The sequence below is a fragment of the Oharaeibacter diazotrophicus genome, assembly GCF_004362745.1.
GTDB lineage: Bacteria > Pseudomonadota > Alphaproteobacteria > Rhizobiales > Pleomorphomonadaceae > Oharaeibacter > Oharaeibacter diazotrophicus.
Genome location: NZ_SNXY01000007.1, coordinates 340,185 through 360,766 on the forward strand (window position 1 = coordinate 340,185; position 20,582 = coordinate 360,766).

21 protein-coding genes are annotated in these 20,582 nt (G+C 71.0%); 16 read left to right on the top strand and 5 right to left on the bottom strand.

What is annotated here, in order from left to right:
* Positions 1-13 precede the first annotated feature (13 nt).
* The 4 genes from EDD54_RS10120 to EDD54_RS10135 all read left to right on the top strand — a co-directional run bounded on the left by EDD54_RS10120 (position 14) and on the right by EDD54_RS10135 (position 3,286).
* The gene (locus EDD54_RS10120) at positions 14-1,147 is read left to right on the top strand and encodes a two-component system sensor histidine kinase NtrB (RefSeq protein WP_245515719.1); all 1,134 of its coding nucleotides are present in this window, start codon (positions 14-16) and stop codon (positions 1,145-1,147) included.
* Positions 1,148-1,149: 2 nt separating this feature from the next.
* Positions 1,150-1,770, top strand: coding sequence for a response regulator transcription factor (locus tag EDD54_RS10125; RefSeq protein WP_126541053.1), 621 nt, complete (start codon positions 1,150-1,152; stop codon positions 1,768-1,770).
* Positions 1,771-1,852: 82 nt separating this feature from the next.
* The gene (locus EDD54_RS10130) at positions 1,853-2,200 is read left to right on the top strand and encodes a response regulator (protein ID WP_281009833.1); all 348 of its coding nucleotides are present in this window, start codon (positions 1,853-1,855) and stop codon (positions 2,198-2,200) included.
* A 324-nt stretch (positions 2,201-2,524) separates the two neighbouring features.
* Positions 2,525-3,286 (top strand): Crp/Fnr family transcriptional regulator, encoded by a 762-nt coding sequence (locus EDD54_RS10135; RefSeq protein ID WP_126541054.1) that lies wholly within the window; start codon positions 2,525-2,527, stop codon positions 3,284-3,286.
* A 160-nt stretch (positions 3,287-3,446) separates the two neighbouring features.
* Here the strand turns inward: EDD54_RS10135 and EDD54_RS10140 are convergent, their stop codons facing one another.
* Both EDD54_RS10140 and hemN read right to left on the bottom strand, forming a co-directional pair.
* The gene (locus tag EDD54_RS10140) at positions 3,447-3,893 is read right to left on the bottom strand and encodes a hypothetical protein (protein WP_126541055.1); all 447 of its coding nucleotides are present in this window, start codon (positions 3,891-3,893) and stop codon (positions 3,447-3,449) included.
* 73 nt (positions 3,894-3,966) lie between these two features.
* Positions 3,967-5,331, bottom strand: coding sequence for an oxygen-independent coproporphyrinogen III oxidase (gene hemN, locus EDD54_RS10145; protein WP_126541056.1), 1,365 nt, complete (start codon positions 5,329-5,331; stop codon positions 3,967-3,969).
* A gap of 75 nt (positions 5,332-5,406) precedes the next feature.
* Between hemN and EDD54_RS10150 the strand changes: the two genes are divergently transcribed.
* The 5 genes from EDD54_RS10150 (at position 5,407) to ccoP (ending at position 10,117) form a co-directional block, all read left to right on the top strand.
* Complete coding sequence (locus EDD54_RS10150) at positions 5,407-6,546, top strand: AbrB family transcriptional regulator (protein ID WP_165644369.1); 1,140 nt, start codon at positions 5,407-5,409, stop codon at positions 6,544-6,546.
* Between the two features lie 252 nt (positions 6,547-6,798).
* Positions 6,799-8,334, top strand: a complete 1,536-nt coding sequence (gene ccoN, locus EDD54_RS10155; protein WP_425374993.1) for a cytochrome-c oxidase, cbb3-type subunit I — start codon at positions 6,799-6,801, stop codon at positions 8,332-8,334.
* 13 nt (positions 8,335-8,347) lie between these two features.
* A complete protein-coding gene (ccoO, locus tag EDD54_RS10160; protein WP_126541059.1) occupies positions 8,348-9,079 on the top strand; it encodes a cytochrome-c oxidase, cbb3-type subunit II in 732 nt (243 codons plus the stop codon).
* A 12-nt stretch (positions 9,080-9,091) separates the two neighbouring features.
* The gene (locus tag EDD54_RS10165) at positions 9,092-9,247 is read left to right on the top strand and encodes a cbb3-type cytochrome oxidase subunit 3 (protein WP_126541060.1); all 156 of its coding nucleotides are present in this window, start codon (positions 9,092-9,094) and stop codon (positions 9,245-9,247) included.
* Between the two features lie 3 nt (positions 9,248-9,250).
* Positions 9,251-10,117 (top strand): cytochrome-c oxidase, cbb3-type subunit III, encoded by an 867-nt coding sequence (ccoP, locus tag EDD54_RS10170; protein WP_126541061.1) that lies wholly within the window; start codon positions 9,251-9,253, stop codon positions 10,115-10,117.
* 66 nt (positions 10,118-10,183) lie between these two features.
* Here ccoP and EDD54_RS10175 read toward each other — a convergent pair whose 3' ends face one another.
* Positions 10,184-12,586 carry a membrane-bound PQQ-dependent dehydrogenase, glucose/quinate/shikimate family gene (locus EDD54_RS10175; protein ID WP_126541062.1) on the bottom strand — a complete coding sequence of 801 codons (2,403 nt, stop codon included), beginning with the start codon at positions 12,584-12,586 and terminating at the stop codon, positions 10,184-10,186.
* A 305-nt stretch (positions 12,587-12,891) separates the two neighbouring features.
* On the opposite strand from EDD54_RS10175, the gene ccoG reads away from it, so the two are divergent.
* The 7 genes from ccoG to EDD54_RS10210 all read left to right on the top strand — a co-directional run bounded on the left by ccoG (position 12,892) and on the right by EDD54_RS10210 (position 19,102).
* The gene (gene ccoG / locus EDD54_RS10180; protein ID WP_126541063.1) at positions 12,892-14,385 is read left to right on the top strand and encodes a cytochrome c oxidase accessory protein CcoG; all 1,494 of its coding nucleotides are present in this window, start codon (positions 12,892-12,894) and stop codon (positions 14,383-14,385) included.
* Between the two features lie 75 nt (positions 14,386-14,460).
* Positions 14,461-14,967 carry a FixH family protein gene (locus EDD54_RS10185; protein WP_126541064.1) on the top strand — a complete coding sequence of 169 codons (507 nt, stop codon included), beginning with the start codon at positions 14,461-14,463 and terminating at the stop codon, positions 14,965-14,967.
* 11 nt (positions 14,968-14,978) lie between these two features.
* Positions 14,979-17,291 carry a heavy metal translocating P-type ATPase gene (locus tag EDD54_RS10190; protein ID WP_126541065.1) on the top strand — a complete coding sequence of 771 codons (2,313 nt, stop codon included), beginning with the start codon at positions 14,979-14,981 and terminating at the stop codon, positions 17,289-17,291.
* Complete coding sequence (ccoS, locus tag EDD54_RS10195) at positions 17,288-17,443, top strand: cbb3-type cytochrome oxidase assembly protein CcoS (protein WP_126541066.1); 156 nt, start codon at positions 17,288-17,290, stop codon at positions 17,441-17,443. Before EDD54_RS10190 ends, ccoS begins: the two co-directional genes overlap by 4 nt.
* Before the next feature lie 110 nt (positions 17,444-17,553).
* Positions 17,554-18,288 (top strand): heme ABC transporter permease, encoded by a 735-nt coding sequence (locus EDD54_RS10200; protein WP_126541944.1) that lies wholly within the window; start codon positions 17,554-17,556, stop codon positions 18,286-18,288.
* Positions 18,285-18,488, top strand: a complete 204-nt coding sequence (ccmD, locus tag EDD54_RS10205) for a heme exporter protein CcmD (RefSeq protein WP_126541067.1) — start codon at positions 18,285-18,287, stop codon at positions 18,486-18,488. The genes EDD54_RS10200 and ccmD overlap by 4 nt, the downstream gene beginning before the upstream one ends.
* The gene (locus EDD54_RS10210; protein ID WP_126541068.1) at positions 18,485-19,102 is read left to right on the top strand and encodes a DsbE family thiol:disulfide interchange protein; all 618 of its coding nucleotides are present in this window, start codon (positions 18,485-18,487) and stop codon (positions 19,100-19,102) included. The genes ccmD and EDD54_RS10210 overlap by 4 nt, the downstream gene beginning before the upstream one ends.
* A gap of 91 nt (positions 19,103-19,193) precedes the next feature.
* On the opposite strand, the gene EDD54_RS10215 is transcribed toward EDD54_RS10210, so the two are convergent.
* A complete protein-coding gene (locus EDD54_RS10215) occupies positions 19,194-19,517 on the bottom strand; it encodes an MmcQ/YjbR family DNA-binding protein (protein ID WP_126541069.1) in 324 nt (107 codons plus the stop codon).
* The gene (locus EDD54_RS10220) at positions 19,514-20,200 is read right to left on the bottom strand and encodes a YggS family pyridoxal phosphate-dependent enzyme (protein WP_126541070.1); all 687 of its coding nucleotides are present in this window, start codon (positions 20,198-20,200) and stop codon (positions 19,514-19,516) included. The genes EDD54_RS10215 and EDD54_RS10220 overlap by 4 nt, the downstream gene beginning before the upstream one ends.
* Between the last annotated feature and the right edge of the window lie 382 nt (positions 20,201-20,582).

Consider the following 20,582-nt stretch of genomic DNA (forward strand, 5'->3'; position numbering starts at 1 on the left):
TGAGCGGTCCGGCGTGTCGGAGGCCCGTTTCGAGAGCCTCCTCGACACGGCGGCCGACGGCATCATCGTGATCGACGAACTCGGGCGGATCCTCGCGTTCAACAAGAGCTGCGAGGCCCTGTTCGGCTTCACCGCCGTGGAGGCGGTCGGCCAGAACGTCAAACTGATCATGCCGCCGTCCTACGCCGACGCCCACGACGGCTACATGGAGAACTATCGCCGCACCGGGCACCGCAAGATCATCGGGATCGGCCGCGAAGTCGCAGGACGGCACAAGGACGGCACGGTGTTCCCGATCGAGCTGTCGGTCGGCGAGGCGGCGACGTCCGAGGGCCGGCAGTTCATCGGCGTGCTGCGCGATCTGAGGCAGCGCAAGGCGGTGGAGCTGCGGGTCTCGCAGTTGCAGGCGCAGATCATGCACATGACGCGGCTGTCGGCGATGGACGAGATGGGCGCCGCCATGGCGCACGAGCTCAACCAGCCGCTGACCGCGCTGATGCTCTACATGCAGGCGGTGATCCGCCAGAGCAGGGCCGCGCCCGCCGCTCCCGCCGGCGACAAGGTGCTGGGCGTGCTCGAGAAGGCGCTCGCCGAGGCCGAGCGCGCCGCCGGCATCATCCAGCGCATGCGCCAGATGGTCGAGAAGCGCGAGCCCGAGCGCACGCGAATCGACCTGCACGACCTCGTCGACGAGGTGATCGACCTCTCCGACTTCGTCGCCCAGGGCTCGACGGTGACGATCCGGCGCAGCTACCGCGACAAGCACAAGGTGGTCGACGTCGACCCGATCCAGATCCAGCAGATCATCGTCAACCTGCTGCGCAACGCGGTCGAGGTCGCCAAGGACAGCGCCGGGCGCTGGGTCGAGGTCGACATCGGCGGCGACGAGCGCGTCGCCACCGTCTCGATCTCGGACAGCGGTCCCGGCCTGTCGCCCGAGGCGGCGCAGACGCTGTTCCGCACCTTCACGACGACCAAGAAATCCGGCATGGGGCTCGGGCTCGCGATCTCCCGTTCGATCGCCCAGAATCACGGCGGCGATCTCTCCGCCCTTCCGGGTGGCGACGGGCGGGGAGCCACGTTCACGCTGTCGCTCCCGATCGGCGACGGCGCGCGGGCCCGCAGAGACGAGGATACGAAGGGGTGACCATGGGCGAGAGCAGCGGCAGCGTTTTCATCGTCGACGACGATTCGTCGGTCCGGGACGCCCTGACGGTCGTCTTCGACCTGGAGGGCTTCACCGCGCGCGCCTTCGCCAACGGCGACGACTTCCTGGAGGCGATCGGCACCGACGCCCCCGACTGCGTGCTGCTCGACGTCCACATGCCCGGCCGCTCCGGCCTCGACGTGCTCAAGGCGATCGACCTCTCGACCTTCGCGGCGCCGGTGTTCGTGATCTCCGGCCAGGGCGACATCCCGATGGCGGTGAGCGCCATCAAGCTCGGCGCGGTCGACTTCATCGAGAAGCCGTTCGACGCCGAGACCGTGGTCGGCCGGGTCCGGCAGGCCATGGAGGCGATGCGCCGGGCCGACGCCAAGCCGCGCGACGCCCACCACTTCCCGGGGGCCGAACTGCTGACCCCGCGCGAGCGCGACGTGCTGCGCGAGATCACCGCCGGCGCCTCCAACAAGGAGGCCGGCCGCCGGCTCGGCATCTCCCCGCGCACCATCGAGGTGCACCGCGCCCGGATCATGGAGAAGCTCGGCGCCCGCAACGCCGCCGACCTCGTCCGCATCGTGTTGACTGCGGGTACGGGCGAACACGGATAATAAATCACGACCAACAGGGGCAGATTATGTGGCGGGTGCCCAGCCGGGCGTCCGCCCAGGTCGGGGACGTGATGTGTCTTTCGTGATCGTCGAGGATGATCCGGCGGTGGCCGACGCGCTTCAGGCGTTGCTCGTGGGAGCAGGGCACGACGCGACCGTCCGCTCCTCCGCCGAGAGTCTGTTCTCGAGCGCGCCGCCCAGGGGCGGCGACACCGTGATCGTCGACCTCGGCCTGCCCGGAATCGGCGGCGCGGTCCTCGTCGCCTGGTTGTCGGCGCTCGCCGATCCGCCGCGCATCATCGTGATTTCCGGCAAGTCGTCGCTGACGATCGAGCGCGAGACGCGCCACCTGCGCCCGGTCCAGGTCCTGCGCAAGCCGCCTTCGGCCGACTGGCTCGAGGCGATGACCACCGCCAGCCCGCCGCACTGATCGCGCCACCGGCGTATCCGCCACCGCCGCCACCCGTGGCGGTGGTCGACGAATGTGCGCCGAGCGGCGGCGCGGCCTCCGCCGTTTTCACCTCCGCCATTCGACGTAAGCAACAAGTCCTACGTAGCGGAACGGAATTTCTCCCGGGGCCGGGTCCCCGTATCGTTTCCCCATCGAGCGGCGGACCTGGGAGAAGGGGCGGACGGCCCCGGAACCCGAGTGCCCGGACAGGGTACGGTCGACGATCGCAAGCCGCGGACGGGCGGCCCGATCGGACGAAGCCCTCGAGCAGCGGGACGCCGTCACGGCGTCCGAGGAGGGACCATGTACGTAGACACCAAGCAGCGCCTCGACACCGCCGACGCGATCTCCGACAGCGGTTTCGCGCCGCGTACGGTCGGCCGCTACCACGGCACCCGGGCGCCGCGCCACGTCGACGACACCGCCTGGACCGACTATCTCGCCGCGGCCCGCACCCGGATCGAGCGCTTCGACAGCCACGAGGTGCTGTTCCACGAGGACGACACCGCCGACCATCTCTACGAGGTGGCGTCGGGCTCGATCATGCTCTACCGCCTGCTCGCCGACGGCCGCCGCCAGGTGGTCGACATCCTCTCGGCCGGCGACCTGTTCGGCATGTCCGTGACCGGCGTCTACGACTGCTCGGCCGAGACGCTGGTGCCGAGCGACGTCCGCGTCCTCGACAAGCGCGAGATCGAGCGCTCGGCCGACCTGCAGAACCACGTCAACCGCTGCCTGATGGGCCGGATCGAGGCGCTGCACTCCCACGCCGTCCTGCTCGGCCGCAAGTCCGCCGCCGAACGCGTCGCCAGCTTCCTGATGCGCTTCGTGCCGAACCGCGGCATGATCGGCTGCACCGGCCCGAAGGCCGCCGGCGGCGACGACAAGGTCGTCGTCCTGCGCATGACCCGCCAGGAGATCGCCGACTATCTCGGCCTCACCATCGAGACGGTGAGCCGGGTCCTGTCCGACCTCAAGCGCCGCGGCATCATCTCGATCGAGAAGAACGACCGCATCCGTCTCCCCGACGTCTGCCGCGTCTGCCGCCTCACCGGCATCCACTGACCGGCTGCGCCGGCAGGCCGGCGCCCGCATCTCCTCCCTTCCGCCATCGGCCGCGACTCTCCCCTCTCGCGGCCCCTCCCGGGCCTCGCGATCCCCGAGGCCGACTCGCGCCCCGTCGGCGACGACGGGGCGCTTCTTCGTTTTCGGACGAGGGTGCCCGTCACGACGTGGCATCGCCGGTCTCCGGATCGTCCGAAAACACGAAACTGCCGCAATAGAGGCCGAGGCCGTATTCCGGCAACCGCAGCAGGTGTCGTCGCTCGAGGACGAAACTGCGTTCGCAGATGGAGAAGAAGTTCCCCAGCCACCAGTATCCTTCGTATCGCTCCGATACCTGCCGGATGGCCGTGGCGCGATCGGCGAGGACACCGAACATGAAGTCGAAGGAATCGGCCACCGAAGTCCACTCGTCCTGGTAGCCGGCCGTGTCGCTGCCGTCGTGGATCCATGTGCCCGAAGCCGGTCTGGAACCTTTCGTCCTCGGGGGCAGGAACTTCGTCGGCTCGAAGCCGAGCATCGCCGTGATCGCTTCCCGTTCTTCCGGTCGGCAGTAGAATCGGACGTCCAGCGTGAAGAACGCGGCGCCAGCGGTATCCCGATCGCTCATGTCGTCGTTCCCGGTGGGGAGGGATCGGGAAGCAACCTACGGCACGAGTTCCGTTCCGCACATCACCGCGTCCTTACACCGCAACCGAATGCCGCCCGCCGGTGCCGAGATAGGCGTCGAAGGCGCTGGCGACGACGCGGGCGATCTCGGGGCCGTGGGTGCGGATCGCGACGCGCCAGCCGTCGACCTCGACCCAGCCGGCCGCGATCAGCGGGCGCAGGGTGTCGATCCCGCCGGCGAGCACCGCCGGGTCGGCGCCGTGGCGGGCGGCGACCGCGGCGAGGTCGACGTCGAAGAAGCACAGGAGTTCCTCGATCACCGCGGCGCGCAGGAGGTCCTCGCCGGCATAGGCGCGGCCGCGCTCGACCGGCAGCCGGTCCTGCTCGATCGCGCGACGCCAGACGCCGTTGGCGACCGCGTTTTGGACGTAGCCCCACGGCGTCCGCCCGATCGAGGACGAGCCGAAGCCGACCAGGATCTGCGCGTCGTCGGTGGTGTAGCCCTGGAAGTTGCGGTGCAGGGTGCGGGCGTCGCGCGCCAGCGTCAGCGGGTCCTCGGGGCGGGCGAAGTGGTCGATTCCGATCGCCTCGTAGCCGAAGGCGTCGATGGTCTCGCGCGCCGTCCTGGACAGGGCGAGGCGCAGGTCGCCGCCGGGCAGGCTGGCCTCGTCGATCAGGCGCTGATTCGGACGGAACCACGGCACGTGGGCGTAGCCGAACAGCGAGATCCGGCTCGGTGCGAGGCCGGCGACGTGCATGGCGGTGCGCCGGATCGTCTGGTGGGTCTGGAACGGCAGGCCGTAGATCAGGTCCATGTTGATCGCGCCGATGCCGGCGCGGTGGAGCTGCGACACCGCGGCCTCGACCAGCTCCAGCGGCTGGTGCCGGCCGATCGCCTCCTGCACGGTCGAATCGAGATCCTGGACGCCGAGGCTGGCGCGGTTGACGCCCATGCGGGCGAGGAAGCGGGCGTCGTCCGGCCCCATCTCGCGCGGGTCGAGCTCGATGGCGTGCTCGACGACGGCGGAAAGGTCGAAATGCGCGTGCAGATCGCCGACCAGGGTCTCGAAGTCGGCGTGGCCGAGCAGGTTCGGCGTGCCGCCGCCCCAGTGGACGTGGGAGACCGCGACCGGGCCGAGCCGTTCGGCCACCATCGCGATCTCGCGCCGGAGCACCTCGACGTAGGCGCGGACCGGACCGTCCTTGCGCGAGGCCTTGGTGCTGCAGCCGCAGTAGTGGCAGATCGAGCGGCAGTAGGGCACGTGGAGATAGAGCGACACCGGCAGGCCGCTCGCGCCGGCGCGTCGGAGCCAGTCCTCGTACGCCTCCGGGCCGACGTCGGTGGTGAAGTGCGGCGCGGTGGGATAGGAGGTGTAGCGGGGGACCTGACGGCGGATCACCGAGCCGAGGTCCGTGGCGATGTGCGGATGTGCGTTCATGGATCCTATCGTGATGCGGCCGGCGCCCGCGTTCATTGACGGAGGTCAAACATCCCGCGCATCGGGCGCGCCGTCGTGACCGCATCCGGCAACGCCCTGCGTCTCGCCGTCGTCTTCGCGCTCGGCGCGGCGGGCGGGGCGGTCTTCGCCGCGGTCGGCCTGCCCGCGGCTTTCCTGTCCGGCTCGATGGTGGTGGTCGCCGCCGCCGCGCTCCTCGGTCTCGACGCCAAGGTGCCGGTGCGGCTGCGCGACGGGATCTACGTGCTGCTCGGCGTCTCCATGGCCGGCGGCATCGACCGCGACCTGCTCGCCCGGCTCGGCGAGTGGCCGCCGTCGCTCGCCGGCCTCGCGGTATCCGTGATCGCGATGATCGCCGGCTCCTACCTCTACCTGCGCCGCGTCGCCGGCTGGGACGCGCCGTCGGCCTTCTTCGGCTCGATCCCCGGGGCGCTGTCGATGACCCTCGCCACCGCCGAGGCGAGCCGGGCCGACATTCGCCGGGTCGCGCTGTCGCAGACGCTGCGCCTGTTCATGCTGGTCGGCGTGCTGCCGCTGGTGGTCACCGCCGTCGACCCCGCCGCGTCCGCCCCGCCGCCGACACCGGCGGTGGAGGGGATCGGATCGCTGGCGCTGCTGCTCGCCACCGGCCTCGCCGGCGCGGCGGCGGGCCATTTCGCCCGCGTGCCCGCCGGCATCCTGCTCGGCGCCTTCGTCGCCAGCGGCCTCCTGCACGGGTTCGGCGTCGTTGGCGGCGCGCTGCCGCCGGCGCTGCTGGTGCCGGCGATGGTCGGTCTCGGCGCCATGCTCGGCCTGCGCTTCGCCGGCACCAGCCCGCGCCTGCTGGTCGCGACGCTGACCGCCGGCATCGGCGCGTTCCTCACCGCCTTCGCGATGGCGGTCGCCGGCGCGGTCGCGGTGTCGGTCCTCACCGGCATCGACCTCTCGCGCCTGCTGATCGCCTACGCGCCCGGCGGCCTCGAGGTGATGGTGATCCTCGCCTTCGCCCTCGACGTCGATCCGGCCTTCGTCGCCGCGCACCACCTGGCGCGATTCGTCGCGATGACCGCCCTGGTGCCGCTGCTCGCCCGCCTCGTGCTCGGGGCCGGGTGGGCCTCGCCGCGCGAGCCGGTCCCGCGGGAATCCGACTTCGAGAACGAGGTATTGCCGGACGACCCCGACGCCGCCGGCGCGGTGGATACGTCTTCTCCCCCATGAGGACAACGCGGTCGTTCACGGTCGGTTGATCTCGATCAAGGTGGAGGCCCCCCGTCGTCTCTACGGTCGCCCCCGATCCCTCGCGCAAATTCGCGCGGGTTCGAGATGCTTTCGTAAAGGAACGGGGCGACAAACATGACAGCACAGAGGTCGTCACCTCTCATGTCGCTCGAGGAGGGTGGCTTCGCCGTCTTCCTGGGCCTCCTGTCCTTGGGCTGCCTGCTGATCGCCGGCAAGGCCCTGGACCCGGTGATGGCGTTCCACGCCGCCATCGGCGCGCTCGCCGCCGCGGCGGGCGTGTACCTCATCGTCAAGACCTATCTCGACGCCCACGGCGCCACCGCGCCCGCCGAGATCAACGGCAAGCCGAACTACAACTACGGTCCGATCCGGTTCGCCTCGATCGCCGCCATGTTCTGGGGCATCGCCGGCTTCCTGGTCGGCCTGATCATCGCCCTGGAGCTCGCCTATCCCGACCTCTCCATGGGTCTGGAGTGGATCAACTTCGGCCGGCTGCGCCCGCTGCACACCTCGGCCGTGATCTTCGCCTTCGGCGGCAACGTGCTGCTGGCGACCTCGTTCTACGTGGTCCAGCGCACCTGCCAGGTCCGCATGCCGGGCCGGATCACGCCGTGGTTCGTGATCCTCGGCTACAACGTGTTCATCGTCATCGCCGGCACGGGCTACCTGCTCGGCGTCACCCAGGGCAAGGAATACGCCGAGCCCGAGTGGTACGCCGACCTCTGGCTGACCGTGGTCTGGGTCGCCTACCTGCTGCTGTTCCTCGCGACCATCTGGAAGCGCAAGGAGCCGCACATCTACGTGGCGAACTGGTTCTACCTCGCCTTCATCGTCACGATCGCGATGCTGCACCTCGGCAACAACGTGACGATCCCGGTCTCGGTGTTCGGCACCAAGTCCTACATCGTCTGGTCCGGCGTCCAGGACGCCATGGTCCAGTGGTGGTACGGCCACAACGCCGTGGGCTTCTTCCTGACCGCCGGCTTCCTGGCGATCATGTACTACTTCGTGCCGAAGCGCGCCGAGCGGCCGGTCTACTCCTACCGCCTGTCGATCGTGCACTTCTGGGCCCTGATCTTCCTCTACATCTGGGCCGGTCCGCACCACCTGCACTACACCGCTCTTCCCGAGTGGGCCTCGACCCTCGGCATGACCTTCTCGGTGATGCTGTGGATGCCCTCCTGGGGCGGCATGATCAACGGTCTGATGACGCTCTCGGGCGCCTGGGACAAGCTGCGCACCGACCCGGTCCTGCGCCTGCTCGTGGTGTCGGTCGCCTTCTACGGCATGTCGACCTTCGAAGGCCCGCTGATGTCGGTGAAGGCCGTCAACAGCCTCAGCCACTACACCGACTGGACCATCGGCCACGTGCACTCCGGTGCCCTCGGCTGGGTCGGCTACGTCTCCTTCGGCGCGCTCTACTGCTTGGTGCCGTGGGTGTTCAACCGCAAGCAGCTCTACTCGCTGAAGCTCGTCGACTGGCACTTCTGGGTCTCGACCCTCGGCATCGTCCTGTACATCTCGGCGATGTGGGTCTCGGGCATCATGCAGGGCCTGATGTGGCGCGCCTACACCGAGCTCGGCTTCCTCGAATACTCGTTCATCGAGACCGTCGAGGCGATGCACCCCTACTACCTGATCCGCGCGGCGGGCGGCGGCCTGTTCCTCGTCGGCTCGCTGATCATGGCCTACAACCTGTACATGACCATCCGCTACGGCGAGGCCGAAGAGGCCTCCCCGCGGGTGGCCCTGGCCCCGGCCGAGTGAGGAGGAGCGCCAGATGTCACTCTTCAACAAGCACGCGATCTTCGAGAAGAACTCGATCCTCCTTCTCGTCGGCATCCTCCTCGTGGTCGCCATCGGCGGCCTCGTCGAGATCGTCCCGCTCTTCTACCTGAAGAGCACCATCGAGACGGCGGACGGGATGCGTCCCTACACGCCGCTCGAGCTCGCCGGGCGCAACGTCTACGTCCGCGAGGGCTGCTACCTCTGCCACAGCCAGATGATCCGCCCGATGCGCGACGAGATCGAGCGCTACGGCCACTTCTCGCTGGCGACGGAGAGCCAGTACGACCATCCGTTCCAGTGGGGCTCCAAGCGCACCGGTCCGGACCTCGCCCGCGTCGGCGGCAAGTACTCCGACGCTTGGCACGTGGCGCATCTGATCAACCCCCGTGACGTCGTCCCGGCCTCGATCATGCCGCGCTACGCCTTCCTGGCGAGCAAGACGCTCGACGGCGCCCGCATCGCCGACGACATGACCGTGCTGAAGATCGAGGGCACGCCCTACACCGACGAGGACATCGAGAAGGCCCGTGCCGACTTCGCGGCCCAGGTCAACCCGGACGGCGACGTCGAGGACTTCCTCAAGCGCTATCCGAAGGCGGTGGTCCGCGACTTCGACGGCGATCCGGCGAAGCTCACTGAGATGGACGCCCTGGTCGCCTATCTGCAGATGCTCGGCACGTTGGTCGACTTCTCGGCCTACGACGACAAAGCCAACCTGCGCTGAGGAGGGCCCGACATGGAACTCTCCTACGAGCAGGTGGCGGCCTTCGCCCAGCAGGGTGGCACCGTCTACTTCTTCCTCATCTTCCTCGCCGTCGTCGTCTACGCGGTCTGGCCCAAGAACAAGGCCAAGTTCGATCACGCGGCCCAGATCCCGTTCAAGGAGGACTGAGCCATGGCTCACCAGGAAATCGACCACGTGTCCGGGGTCTCGACCACCGGTCACGAGTGGGACGGCCTCAAGGAACTGAACAATCCGCTGCCGCGCTGGTGGCTGTGGATGTTCTACCTCTGCATCGCCTTCTCGATCGGGTACTACTTCGTGTATCCCTCCTGGCCCCTGGTCAGCGGCTACACCAAGGGCTTCCTCGGCTACTCCCAGCGCGAGGCCGCCCTCGCCGACGCCGCCGCCGGACAGGCCGCCCGGCTCCAGCTCGGCGGTGGCCTGAAGGACGCGACCCTGCAGCAGATCAACGACGATCCGAAGCTGCTGGAGTTCGCGCTCGCCAACGGCAAGGCCGCCTTCGGCGACAACTGCGCCCCGTGCCACGGCACGGGCGCGACCGGGTCCAAGGGCTTCCCGAACCTGCAGGACGACGACTGGCTGTGGGGCGGCACGCTCGACGACATCCACACCACGATCACCGTCGGCATCCGTTCGACCAGCCCGGACACCCGCGTCAACGACATGCCGGCCTTCGGCAAGGACGGCATTCTGGACGCCACGCAGATCAAGAACGTCGCCGGCTACGTCCTGTCGCTCTCGGGCGGCAAGGTCGAGGGCGCCGACACCGCGGCCGGCCAGCAGCTCTTCGCGGAGAACTGCGCCGCCTGCCACGGCGAGGACGCCAAGGGCCTGCCCGAGATGGGCGCGCCCAACCTGACCGACGCGATCTGGCTCTACGGCGGCGACGAGAAGACGGTGGTCGAGACGATCACCAACGCCCGTCGCGGCGTGATGCCGACCTGGGGCGGCAAGCTCGACCCGGTCACCATCAAGTCGCTGGCGGTCTACGTGCATTCGCTCGGCGGCGGCGCCTGACGGCGCTCCGGAGGGCACGAGCGAACGGGGCGGCGGCATCCGAGAGGGTGCTGCCGCCTTTCTTTTTCACGGCGCGGCCGCCGCCCGCCGGGGCAGGGCGTAGGCGACGATCGAATCGCCAGTCTTGGTGCCGAGCGAGCCGTGGCCGCCGGCCATGGCGAGCACCATCTGGCGGCCGCTCGGCGCGCGATAGGTCATGGTGTTGGCCTGACCGCCGGCGGGCAGGCGGTCCTTCCAGAGCTCGCGGCCGGTCGTGACGTCGTAGGCGCGGATGTAGTAGTCGAGCGTCGAGGTCAGGAAGCCGACGCCACCCGCCGTGACGAGCGGCCCGCCGAGGCTCGGCACCCCCATCTCGAAGGGCAGCGGCACCGGCGACTGGTCGCGCACCGTGCCGTTGCGGTGGCGGTAGACCACCGTGCCCGACCGCAGGTCGACGCCGGCGACGTAGCCCCACGGCGGCTGCTGGCACGGCAGGCCGATCGGCGATACCAGCGGCCCCATCTCGACGGAGTAGGGCGTGCCGTGCATCGGGTTGGCGCCGGTCTCGTCGGCGTGCTCCTGGCCCGACCCGCCGCCCGGGGGCGGCTGCGAGCCGGTGCGCGCCGCTTCCTCCGGCGCGCGGGGGATCAGCTGCGAATGGAAGGCGAAGTAACTCGGGTTGGCGAAGGCGACCTGCCGGACCGGATCGACGGCGATGCCGCCCCAGTCGATGATGCCGAAGTTGCCGGGATAGACCAGCGAACCCTCGAGCGACGGCGGCGTGAAGATGCCCTCGTAGCGCAGCTGCCGGAAGGCGATCCGGCAGGCGAGCTGGTCGAACAGCGTCGCCCCCCACATGTCGGCCTCGACCAGCGGCGGCGGCAGGAAGGTCAGCGCCGAGAAGGGCTGGGTCGGGCTGGTGCGGTCACCGGGCGCGGCGCCCTGCGGCACCGGCTTCTCCGGGGCGGGAACGATCGGCTCGCCGGTCCGGCGGTCCAGCACGTAGAGGTCGCCGCGCTTGGTCGGCTGGACCAGGGCCGGGACGCGGCCCTTGGCGGTGTCGATGTCGACCAGGGAGGGCTGGGCGGGCACGTCCATGTCCCAGAGGTCGTGGTGGACGGTCTGGTAGACCCAGCGCAGCCGCCCGGTCGCGATTTCGAGCGCCACGATCGAGGAGGAGAAGCGCTCCATCTCGGCCGTCCGGTGGCCACCGAACTGGTCCGGCGTCGGGTTGCCGAGCGGCACGTAGACGAGCCCGAGCGCCTCGTCGGCCGCCGAGACGATCCAGCTGTTCGGCGAGTTGCGGGTGTAGGTCTCGCCCGGGCCGATCGGGGTGGTGACGTCGGGCCGGCCGGGATCGAAGTTCCAGACGAGGCGGCCGGTGACGACGTCGTAGGCCCGGATCACGCCCGACGGCTCGTCGGTGGAATAGTTGTCGGTGACCTCGCCGGCGATGATCACGAGGCTGGCGGTCACCACCGGCGGCGAGGTCGAGTAGTACATGCCGGCGTGGCCCTTCGGGTCGGGCATGCCCTGCCAGAGGTCGACCGCGCCGCCGTCGCCGAAGCCGGCGCAGGGCTTGCCGGTGGCGGCGTCGAGCGCGATCAGCCGGGCGTCGGCGGTGGGCAGGAAGATCCGCGCCGGGCACTCGCCGTTCGCCGCGGCGGCGCCGCCGTTCTCCGGGCCGTGGTAGGAGACGCCGCGACAGGTGAGGTGCTGCAGGTTGGAGCGCACCGCGATCTTCGGGTCGTAGCGCCAGATCTCGCGTCCGGTCTCGGCGTCGAGGGCGATGGCGTAGTCGTGCGGGGTGCAGACGTAGAGCCGGTCGCCGACCTTGACCGGCGTCAGCTCGAAGGTGGTCTCGCCGGGATCGCCCGCCCGCGGCAGGTCGCCGGTGTGGTAGTGCCACGCCACCTCGAGCCGGTCGGCGTTGGCGGGCGTGATCTCGGCGACGGTGGAATAGCGGTCGCCGTGGTTGGTGCCGCCCCAGGCCGGCCAGTCGCCGTCGGAGAAGCCACCGCGCGGCGCGGCCGTCGCGCCCGCGACCGGTCCCGGCAGGCTGCCGGCGACGTCGTGGACGTCGCGCGTCATGGCGTAGACGCCGCAGCCGCCCGCCACCAGCAGCGTCGCCGCCACCGGCCCCGCGGCGACCAGCCGTCGGCCCGGCCGGAGCAGGCCGAGCACGACCAGCCAGGCGCCGAGCAGGAACACGACGTCGCCGCGCGCGGCCATCGGCCACCAGTCGAAGCCGCGCTCCATGAGCGCCCAGGCGAGGGTGCCGAGGATCACCAGCGCGAAGACGGTGAAGGCGGAGAGGCGGTCGGCGACGAGCAGCAGCCCGGTCAGGAGCGTGCCGATGCCGATCACCGCATAGGCCCAACTGCCGCCGAGGGCGGCGAGCCAGCCACCGCCGCCGATCAGAGCCAGCCCGACCAGGGCGAAGACGACGCCCGTGGCGACGACGACGGTTCGACGGCGCGGGAAGCGCATGGGGGATCCTCCGGTGCGGGACGGGTCTGCCCGAGCGAACCGCGCGAGCGCGGGGTCGTTCCCTGCGTCCGGCGCGGTGCGGACCGTCGGATTTCGCAGGGCCCGCGCCGACGGTACGGTGGATGGCGGCCACGGGCGCGGGAACGCGCGGTTCTCCGCGCGATCCGCCGCGACGATCCGACGCCGGCCGGAGAGCCGCCCTTTGACAGAAGTCAAAGTGCCGGCACCACATCCGCGGCATAGTCGGGCCCGCGGACCGGGGCGGACGGAAGAGCCTTTCGCGTCCGCGAGGAGCGTGACGGCACATGCGCGTCGAACAAGACGAGGCGCCGGGTGGAGAGGTTCTCTACGCCGCGGCGAAGAAGAACTATCCCGCCAAGGTCAGCGGGCGCCTGCGCACGATCAAGTGGGCGATCCTGTTCATCACCCTCGGCATCTACTATTTCCTGCCCTTCGTGCGCTGGGACCGTGGCCCGAACGCACCCGACCAGGCCGTCCTGATCGACATGGCCGGTCGCCGGGCGTACTTCTTCTTCATCGAGATCTGGCCGCAGGAGGTCTACTACCTCACCGGCCTGCTCGTGCTCGCCGCCGTCGCGCTGTTCCTGATGAACGCGGTCGCCGGCCGGATCTGGTGCGGCTACCTCTGCCCGCAGACCGTGTGGACCGACCTGTTCTTCGAGGTCGAGCGCTTCTGGGAGGGTGATCGCCGCGACCGGATGATCCTCGACAAGGCGCCGTGGACCGGGGAGAAGATCGCCCGCAAGACCATGAAGCACGTCACCTGGGTGATGATCGCGTGGTGGACGGGTGGCGCCTGGGTGCTCTACTTCGCCGACGCTCCGACGCTGGTGCACGATCTGATCACCAATCAGGCGCCGCTGGCGGTCTACGTCTGGATCGGCATCCTGACCTTCACGACCTACGCGCTCGCCGGCTTCATGCGCGAGCAGGTCTGCCTCTATATGTGCCCGTGGCCGCGCATCCAGGCGGCGCTGACCGACGAGTGGGCGCTCAACGTCACCTACCGTGGCGACCGCGGCGAGCCGCGCATGTCGGTCAAGACCGCGGAGAAGGCGCGCGCCGCCCACCAGCCGGCCGGCGACTGCATCGACTGCCGCGCCTGCGTCAACGCCTGCCCGACCGGCGTCGACATCCGCGACGGCCTGCAACTCGGCTGCATCCAGTGCGGCCTGTGCATCGACGCCTGCGACACGATGATGGCCAAGGTCGGCCGCGAGCCCGGCCTGATCGGCTACGACACCGACATGAACATCGCTCGGCGCGCCGCCGGCAAGCCGCCGATCTACCGGATCGTGCGGCCGCGCACGGTGCTCTACGCCGCGGTGATCGCCGTCGTCGGCGGCATCATGAGTTACGCGCTGGCGACCCGCTCGTTCCAGGACGTCAACGTCCTGCACGACCGCAACCCGATCGCGGTGCTGCTGTCGGACGGTGGCATCCGCAACGGCTACACCGTGCGCCTGCTCAACAAGCGCACCGAGCCGCGCACCTTCGCGCTCGCCGTCGAGGGCCTGCCGCCGGAGGCGGTGGTCGAGGCTGTCGGCGTCGAGGAGAAGATCTCGGGCCGCCCGGTCATCGCCCTCGATCCGGACACCACCCGCGAGGTCCGCGTCACCGTGGCGGTGCCCGGCGGCGTGACGATGCCGCACGCCACCCCGGTGGTGTTCCGCATCGTCGACCTCGCCGACGGCGAGACCGCGACGGCGAAGGACTTCTTCAAGACGCCCGAGAATTACGACGACCACCACAAGGGCGACCACGACGGTCACGACTGACCGGACCGACGACCCCGGCGGCGGCGCGGACGGGCGCCGACGCCGGGGGCCATCCCGCCCGAGGAGGACCTGGACATGACCGCTTCGACCGACGCCGCCAACGGCCGCCCGCTCACCGGATGGGGCGTGCTCGCCTGGGTGATCGGCTTCTTCGCCGTGATCTTCGCCGCCAACGGCGCCTTCATCTACCTCGCCGTTTCGACCTTCCCCGGCGTCGAGGTCGCCTCGAGCTACAAGGCCGGCCAGGATTACGAGGCCGACGTCGCCGCCGCCGAGGCGCAGGCCGCCCGCGGCTGGGTCGTCGACGCCCACCCGGCGCTGAACGCCGCCGGCGCCGCGGTCTCGGTGACCTTCCACGACCGCGACGGCGTCGCCATCGCCGGCCTCGACGTCACGGTGACGCTGGCGCACACCGTCGACACCGCCCACGACCGCACCGTCGTCCTGACCGAGACGGCGCCCGGCGCCTATTCCGGCGAACTTGACGGCATCCGTGCCGGCCGCTGGACCCTGGTGCTCGACGCCGAACGCCGTGGCGAGCGCGTGTTCATGAGCCGCAACGTCGTCGACCTCCAGCGGTGACGGAGGAGACCATGAGCGCCGTCGCAACGCTCCCCGCCGACGCGGCGGCGGACGCCTGCCGGATCGCGCCCGAGCGCGACTGGTCGGCCTACACGGTCGCCGAGCCGGACGGCCGGCGCCGTCTCGAGCTCGCGGTCGAGAACATCACCTGCGCCGCCTGCATGGGCGACATCGAGCGCGGCCTGCGCCGGGTCGACGGCGTCGGCGCCGCGCGCGTCAACGTCGCCTCGCGCCGCGTCGCCGTGGTCTACAAGCCCGGCCGGATCGCGCCCGACGCCATCCTCGACCGCATGGCCGCGATCGGCTACCCGGCCCATCCGTTCGATCCGGCCGCCGCCCGCGGGACACGCTCGGAGGAGTCCAAGCGGCTCCTGAAGTGCCTCGCCGTCGCCGGCTTCGGCGGCATGAACGTGATGCTGATGTCGGTGTCGGTATGGTCCGGCAACGTCACCGACATCACGCCGGAGACGCGCGACTTCTTCCACTGGGTCTCGGCGCTGGTGGCGATCCCGACGGTCGCCTACGCTGCGCAGCCGTTCTTCCGCAGCGCGATCGCGGCGGTCCGCCGGCGTGCCGTCAACATGGACGTGCCGATCTCCATCGGCGTGACGCTGGCGATGGCGCTCTCCCTCGTCAACACCATGACGCACGCCCGCGAGGCCTTCTTCGACAGCGCCCTGATGCTGCTGTTCTTCCTGCTGCTCGGCCGCTTCCTCGACGAGAACATGCGCCGCCGCACCGCGGTCGAAGCCGAGACGCTGGCCGCGCTGCGCGCCGACAGCGCCGTGGTGATGCGCGCCGACGGCGGGCTGATCGAGACGCCGGTGTCGCGGATCCGCCCGGGCGACCGGGTGCTGGTGCGCCCCGGCGAGCGCGTCGCCGTCGACGGCGTCGTCCGCGACGGCGCCTCCGAGATCGACGCGAGCCTCGTCACCGGCGAGACCACGCCGGCCGCGGTCGGCCGCGGCGACACCGTCCACGCCGGCACGCTGAACGGCTTCGGCGCGCTGGTGGTCGAGGTCACCGCGGTGGCCGAGGGCACGCTGATCGCCGAGATCGAGCGGCTGATCGCCGAGGCGCAGTCGATGAAGGCCGGCGCGATGCGCCTCGCCGACCGTGCCGCCCGGACCTACGCGCCGGTGGTGCACTCGGCGGCGGCGCTGACCTTCCTAGGCTGGATGCTCGTCGGCGCCCACTGGAACGAGGCGCTGGTGATCGCCATCGCCGTGCTGATCATCACGTGCCCCTGCGCCCTCGCGCTCGCCATCCCGGCGGTGCAGGTGGTGGCGGCGGGCCGCCTCTTCCGCAACGGCATCCTGCTCAACGCCGGCGACGCCATCGAGCGGCTCGCCGCCGCCGACACGATCGTGTTCGACAAGACCGGCACCCTGACCGAGCCGGAGCCGCGCCTCCTCGGCGCCGCCGACGTCGACCCGGCGCTGCTCGCCCGCGCCGGTCGCCTCGCCCTCGGCAGCCGCCACCCGCTCGCCCGCGCGCTCGCCCGCGCCGCCGGGGCCGCCGAACCGCTGCCGGGCATCCGCGAAAGGGCCGGCGAGGGCGTCGCCGCCGTCGTCGACGGGATCGACGTCCGCCTCGGCGCGCTCGGCTTCTGCGGCGTCGAGCCGGCCGCCGTCGCGGCCATGCGCGCCGCCCACCCGACGGCCTCGCTGATCGCCTATCGCGAAGGCCGCGCCGCGCCGGTGCTGTTCGCGCTCGGACAGAGCCTCAAGGCCGACGCCGTCGCCACGGTCGCGCGGCTGAAGCGCGAGGGCTACCGGATCGAGATCCTCTCCGGCGACCGCGAGGCCGCCGTCGCCGAGGCCGCCCGCGCCCTCGACGTCGCCGACTGGCGTGCCGAGCGCGATCCCGCCGCGAAGATCGCCCGGCTCGACGCCCTGAAGGCCGAGGGCCGGCGTGTCCTGATGGTCGGCGACGGTCTCAACGACGCGCCCTCGCTCGCCGCCGCCCACGTCTCGCTGTCGCCGGTGACGGCCGCCCACGTCGCCCAGAGCGCCTCCGACGCGGTCTTCCTCGGCGACCGGCTGGCGCCGGTGGCGATCGCCCTCGACGTTGCCCGCGCGGCGCGCCGGCTGATGATGGAGAACCTCTGGATCGCCGTGGTCTACAACGCCGTCGCCGTGCCGATCGCGATCCTCGGCTACGTCACCCCGCTGATCGCGGCGCTGGCGATGTCCGGATCGTCGCTGATCGTCACGGTCAACGCGCTCCGGCTGCGCCGGGTCGCGCCGCCGCCGACGGCCCGCCCGGCTTCCGCCGCGATCGTCGGCGAGACTGGTGCCGTGTCCGCCCCGGTGAGCGCATGAACATCCTCGTCTACCTCGTCCCGATCGCCCTTTCGCTCGGGCTCCTCGGCCTCGCGGCCTTCCTGTGGTCGCTGAAGACCGGCCAGTTCGAGGACCTCGACGGCGCCGCCTGGCGCGCCATCCAGGACGACGATCTGCCCGGCCGGGAGTGATCCCGCCGCCGGCCGGCCCTTGCGTTTCCGCGTCCGGCGAGCGACCGTCGGTCGCGGGGCGGGCCGGCCGCGTTGCCGGCGGGCCCGTGCTCGCCTATGTCTGGAACGCCATGGCCCTGTCGATCACCGAACTCGCCAATCCCACCCGCTTCATCGGCTTCGTCGAGCGCGTCCTGCCGTGGCTCGTCGGGCTGACCGCCGTCGTCTTCGCCTGGGGCCTGTGGATGGTCTGGCACTCGCCGGCCGACTACCAGCAGGGCGAGACGGTCAAGATCATGTACATCCACGTGCCGTCCGCGTGGCTGTCGACCTTCACCTACGGCCTGATGGCGGTGTCGTCGGTCGGCACGCTGGTCTGGCGCCATCCGCTCGCCGACGTCTCGGCCAAGGCCGCCGCGCCGATCGGCGCCGCCTTCACCTTCCTCGCCCTCGTCACCGGCTCGCTCTGGGGCAAGCCGATGTGGGGGACGTGGTGGGAGTGGGACGCCCGGCTGACCTCGGTGCTGGTGCTGTTCATCATGTATCTCGGCCTGATCGCGCTGTGGCGCACGATCGAGGATCCCTCGCGGGCCGCCCGCTCGGCCGCGGTGCTGACGCTGGTCGGCACGGTCAACCTGCCGATCATCAAGTTCAGCGTCGACTGGTGGAACACGCTGCACCAGCCGGCCTCGGTGTTCCGCATGGACGGCCCCACCATCGACGGCTCGATGCTGTGGCCGCTGCTCGTGATGGCGATCGCCTTCACGCTCCTGATGGTGGCGCTGCACTGGATGGCGATGCGCAACGAAATCCTGCGCCGGCGCCTGCGCACGCTCGGCCTCACCGCCGCCGGAGGGGCGCGATGATCGAGGCGCTCGGCCCCTACGCGGGCTACATCCTGTCGTCCTACGGCCTGACCGGTGCGGTGATCGCCGGGCTGGTCGCCTGGGTGCTGGTCGACCACGCGATGCTGACCCGCCGGCTGAAGGCGATGGAGGAGCGCGGCATCCGCCGGCGGTCCGCCCGCCCGGCCGCCTCCGCGAGCGAGGGACGCGAGACCGCATGACGACCGCCCCCACGGACAGCGGCGCGCCGCGGCCGCGGCGGCGCGTCGTCGCCTTCCTGCCGCTGATCCTGTTCGTCGCGCTCGCCGCGGTGTTCTATTCGCGCCTCGGTGCCGGCGACCCGTCGGAACTGCCGTCGGTGCTGATCGGCAAGCCGGTGCCGACCTTCGACCTGCCGCCGGTCGCCGGCCTGACGCGCGACGGAGCAGCTGTGCCGGGCTTCTCGAGCGCCGAACTCGCCGGTGGCGGGGTCACGCTCGTCAACGTGTTCGCGTCGTGGTGCGTGCCCTGCCGCGACGAGCATCCGGTGCTGGTCGAACTCGCCAAGGACGACCGCTTCCGCCTCGTCGGCCTCAACTACAAGGACGCCGCCGACAACGCGACGCGCTTCCTCGGGGCCCTCGGCAACCCCTATGCCGCCGTCGGCGCCGACGAGCGCGGCCGCGTCGGCATCGACTGGGGCGTCTACGGCGTGCCGGAGACCTTCGTCGTCGCCCCCGACGGCACCATCGCCTACAAGCACGTCGGCCCGCTGACGCCGGAGAGTGTGCGCACCGTGCTGCTGCCCGAGGTCGAGAAGGCGCTGGCCAAGGCCGCGCCGAAGCCGGCCGGCTGATCCTTCCCGGCTGCGTCCGAAAGGGCCTCCTGCACCGCGGTCGGGCGCTGTCGGCGGCAGCCGATGCGGTGCAGGCGTCGACCGCGCCTTTTCACCCGCCGCGGAGCCGCTTCGGTGCGACGTTGTTCCAGGCACGGCGGAGGAGGTCGGCGATCAGCGTCTCGTCGGCGTCGGCGAGGTGGACGACCGTCCAGCCCTTGCGGCCCCAGGCGCCGGTCGCCGGGGCGATCAGGTCCGGTTCGGCCGCCATCGTGAAGGCCTGCTCCTCGGGCGTTAGTTTCACCACCGCGCGGGCGTCGTCGGGCAGGCTCGCGAAGATCTTGTCGCGCACCCGGAAGTCGGCCTTGCCGAAGTGCGACTTCTCCTCGGCCTCCGGCAGGGCGAGTGCGAGGCGGCGGAGGTCGTCGCCGGTCACGACGGCTGCTCCGCGGCCGGCCTCGGCCGAACGCCGAAGACGGCGCTGCCGACGCGGACGTGGGTGGCGCCGTGGGCGATCGCGGTCTCGAAGTCGCCGGACATGCCCATGGATCGCCACGCGACGCCGGCGCGGCCGGCGAGTTCGTCGAGGAGGGCGAAGTGCAGCGCCGGGTTCTCGTCGACAGGCGGGATGCACATCAGCCCGGCGATGGCGAGCCCGTGGACGTCGCGGCAGCGGGCGACGAAGTCGACCGCCTCGGCGGGCGGGATGCCGGCCTTCTGCGGCTCCTCGCCGGTATTGACCTGGACGAGCAGCTTTGGCGCCCGGCCCTGCCGGGTCATCTCGGCGGCGAGCGCCGCGGCGATCTTGTCGCGGTCGACGGTGTGGATCACGTCGAACAGTGCGACCGCCTCGCGGGCCTTGTTGGACTGCAACGGCCCGATCAGGTGCAGCTCGAGACCCGCCGTCTCCGCCTTCAGGGCCGGGAACTTGCCCTCGGCCTCCTGGACGCGGTTCTCGCCGAACACGCGCTGTCCCGCGGCGATCGCGGCGCGGACGTCGTCGGCGGGGAAGGTCTTCGACACCGCCACCAGGGTCGCCGACCCGGCGGGGCGCCCGGCGGCGCGCTCGGCCGCGGCGATCCGGTCGCGGATCTCGGCGAGGTTGGCGGCGACGGTCATCGGGTCCTCCTGGCGCATGGGGCGGTTCGTCGACGGGGAGATCGCACCCGTACGCCGCTGTCAAGGCCGCGGCGCGACGGGCTGGCCGTCGGCCTTGACTTCCGCGGCATCTTTCCGCATGAGATGCGCCGTTCGAGAGGGTTCGTGTCGTGCCGTCCGCCAGCCGCCAGATGATCGTCGCCTCCGCCGCCCGGGTCCGCTCGGCGGTCGCGCGCGCCATGGCGACGGGGACGAAAACGACGACGACCACGTGATCGACGCTCTCTCGCCCCGCATCGTCCTCCTCGGGGTTCGAGGGGGCGGACGGCGAGCCCCTCGGATCCTTTGCCAAGGCAACCCGACGACCGGCCGCTGACGGAAACGACGAGCGGGGGACGGTCGA

Coding starts and splice junctions, on each gene's coding strand:
- EDD54_RS10140 (WP_126541055.1), bottom strand. CDS start 3,893: ATGAGCGATCGGGATACCGCTGGCGCCGCGTTCTTCACGCTGGACGTC.
- EDD54_RS10200 (WP_126541944.1), top strand. CDS start 17,554: ATGGCCCTGTCGATCACCGAACTCGCCAATCCCACCCGCTTCATCGGC.
- EDD54_RS10175 (WP_126541062.1), bottom strand. CDS start 12,586: ATGCGCTTCCCGCGCCGTCGAACCGTCGTCGTCGCCACGGGCGTCGTC.
- hemN (WP_126541056.1), bottom strand. CDS start 5,331: ATGAACGCACATCCGCACATCGCCACGGACCTCGGCTCGGTGATCCGC.
- EDD54_RS10165 (WP_126541060.1), top strand. CDS start 9,092: ATGGAACTCTCCTACGAGCAGGTGGCGGCCTTCGCCCAGCAGGGTGGC.
- ccoS (WP_126541066.1), top strand. CDS start 17,288: ATGAACATCCTCGTCTACCTCGTCCCGATCGCCCTTTCGCTCGGGCTC.
- ccoP (WP_126541061.1), top strand. CDS start 9,251: ATGGCTCACCAGGAAATCGACCACGTGTCCGGGGTCTCGACCACCGGT.
- EDD54_RS10190 (WP_126541065.1), top strand. CDS start 14,979: ATGAGCGCCGTCGCAACGCTCCCCGCCGACGCGGCGGCGGACGCCTGC.
- EDD54_RS10125 (WP_126541053.1), top strand. CDS start 1,150: ATGGGCGAGAGCAGCGGCAGCGTTTTCATCGTCGACGACGATTCGTCG.
- EDD54_RS10210 (WP_126541068.1), top strand. CDS start 18,485: ATGACGACCGCCCCCACGGACAGCGGCGCGCCGCGGCCGCGGCGGCGC.
- ccoO (WP_126541059.1), top strand. CDS start 8,348: ATGTCACTCTTCAACAAGCACGCGATCTTCGAGAAGAACTCGATCCTC.
- EDD54_RS10135 (WP_126541054.1), top strand. CDS start 2,525: ATGTACGTAGACACCAAGCAGCGCCTCGACACCGCCGACGCGATCTCC.
- ccoG (WP_126541063.1), top strand. CDS start 12,892: ATGCGCGTCGAACAAGACGAGGCGCCGGGTGGAGAGGTTCTCTACGCC.
- ccmD (WP_126541067.1), top strand. CDS start 18,285: ATGATCGAGGCGCTCGGCCCCTACGCGGGCTACATCCTGTCGTCCTAC.
- ccoN (WP_425374993.1), top strand. CDS start 6,799: ATGGCGTTCCACGCCGCCATCGGCGCGCTCGCCGCCGCGGCGGGCGTG.
- EDD54_RS10220 (WP_126541070.1), bottom strand. CDS start 20,200: ATGACCGTCGCCGCCAACCTCGCCGAGATCCGCGACCGGATCGCCGCG.
- EDD54_RS10185 (WP_126541064.1), top strand. CDS start 14,461: ATGACCGCTTCGACCGACGCCGCCAACGGCCGCCCGCTCACCGGATGG.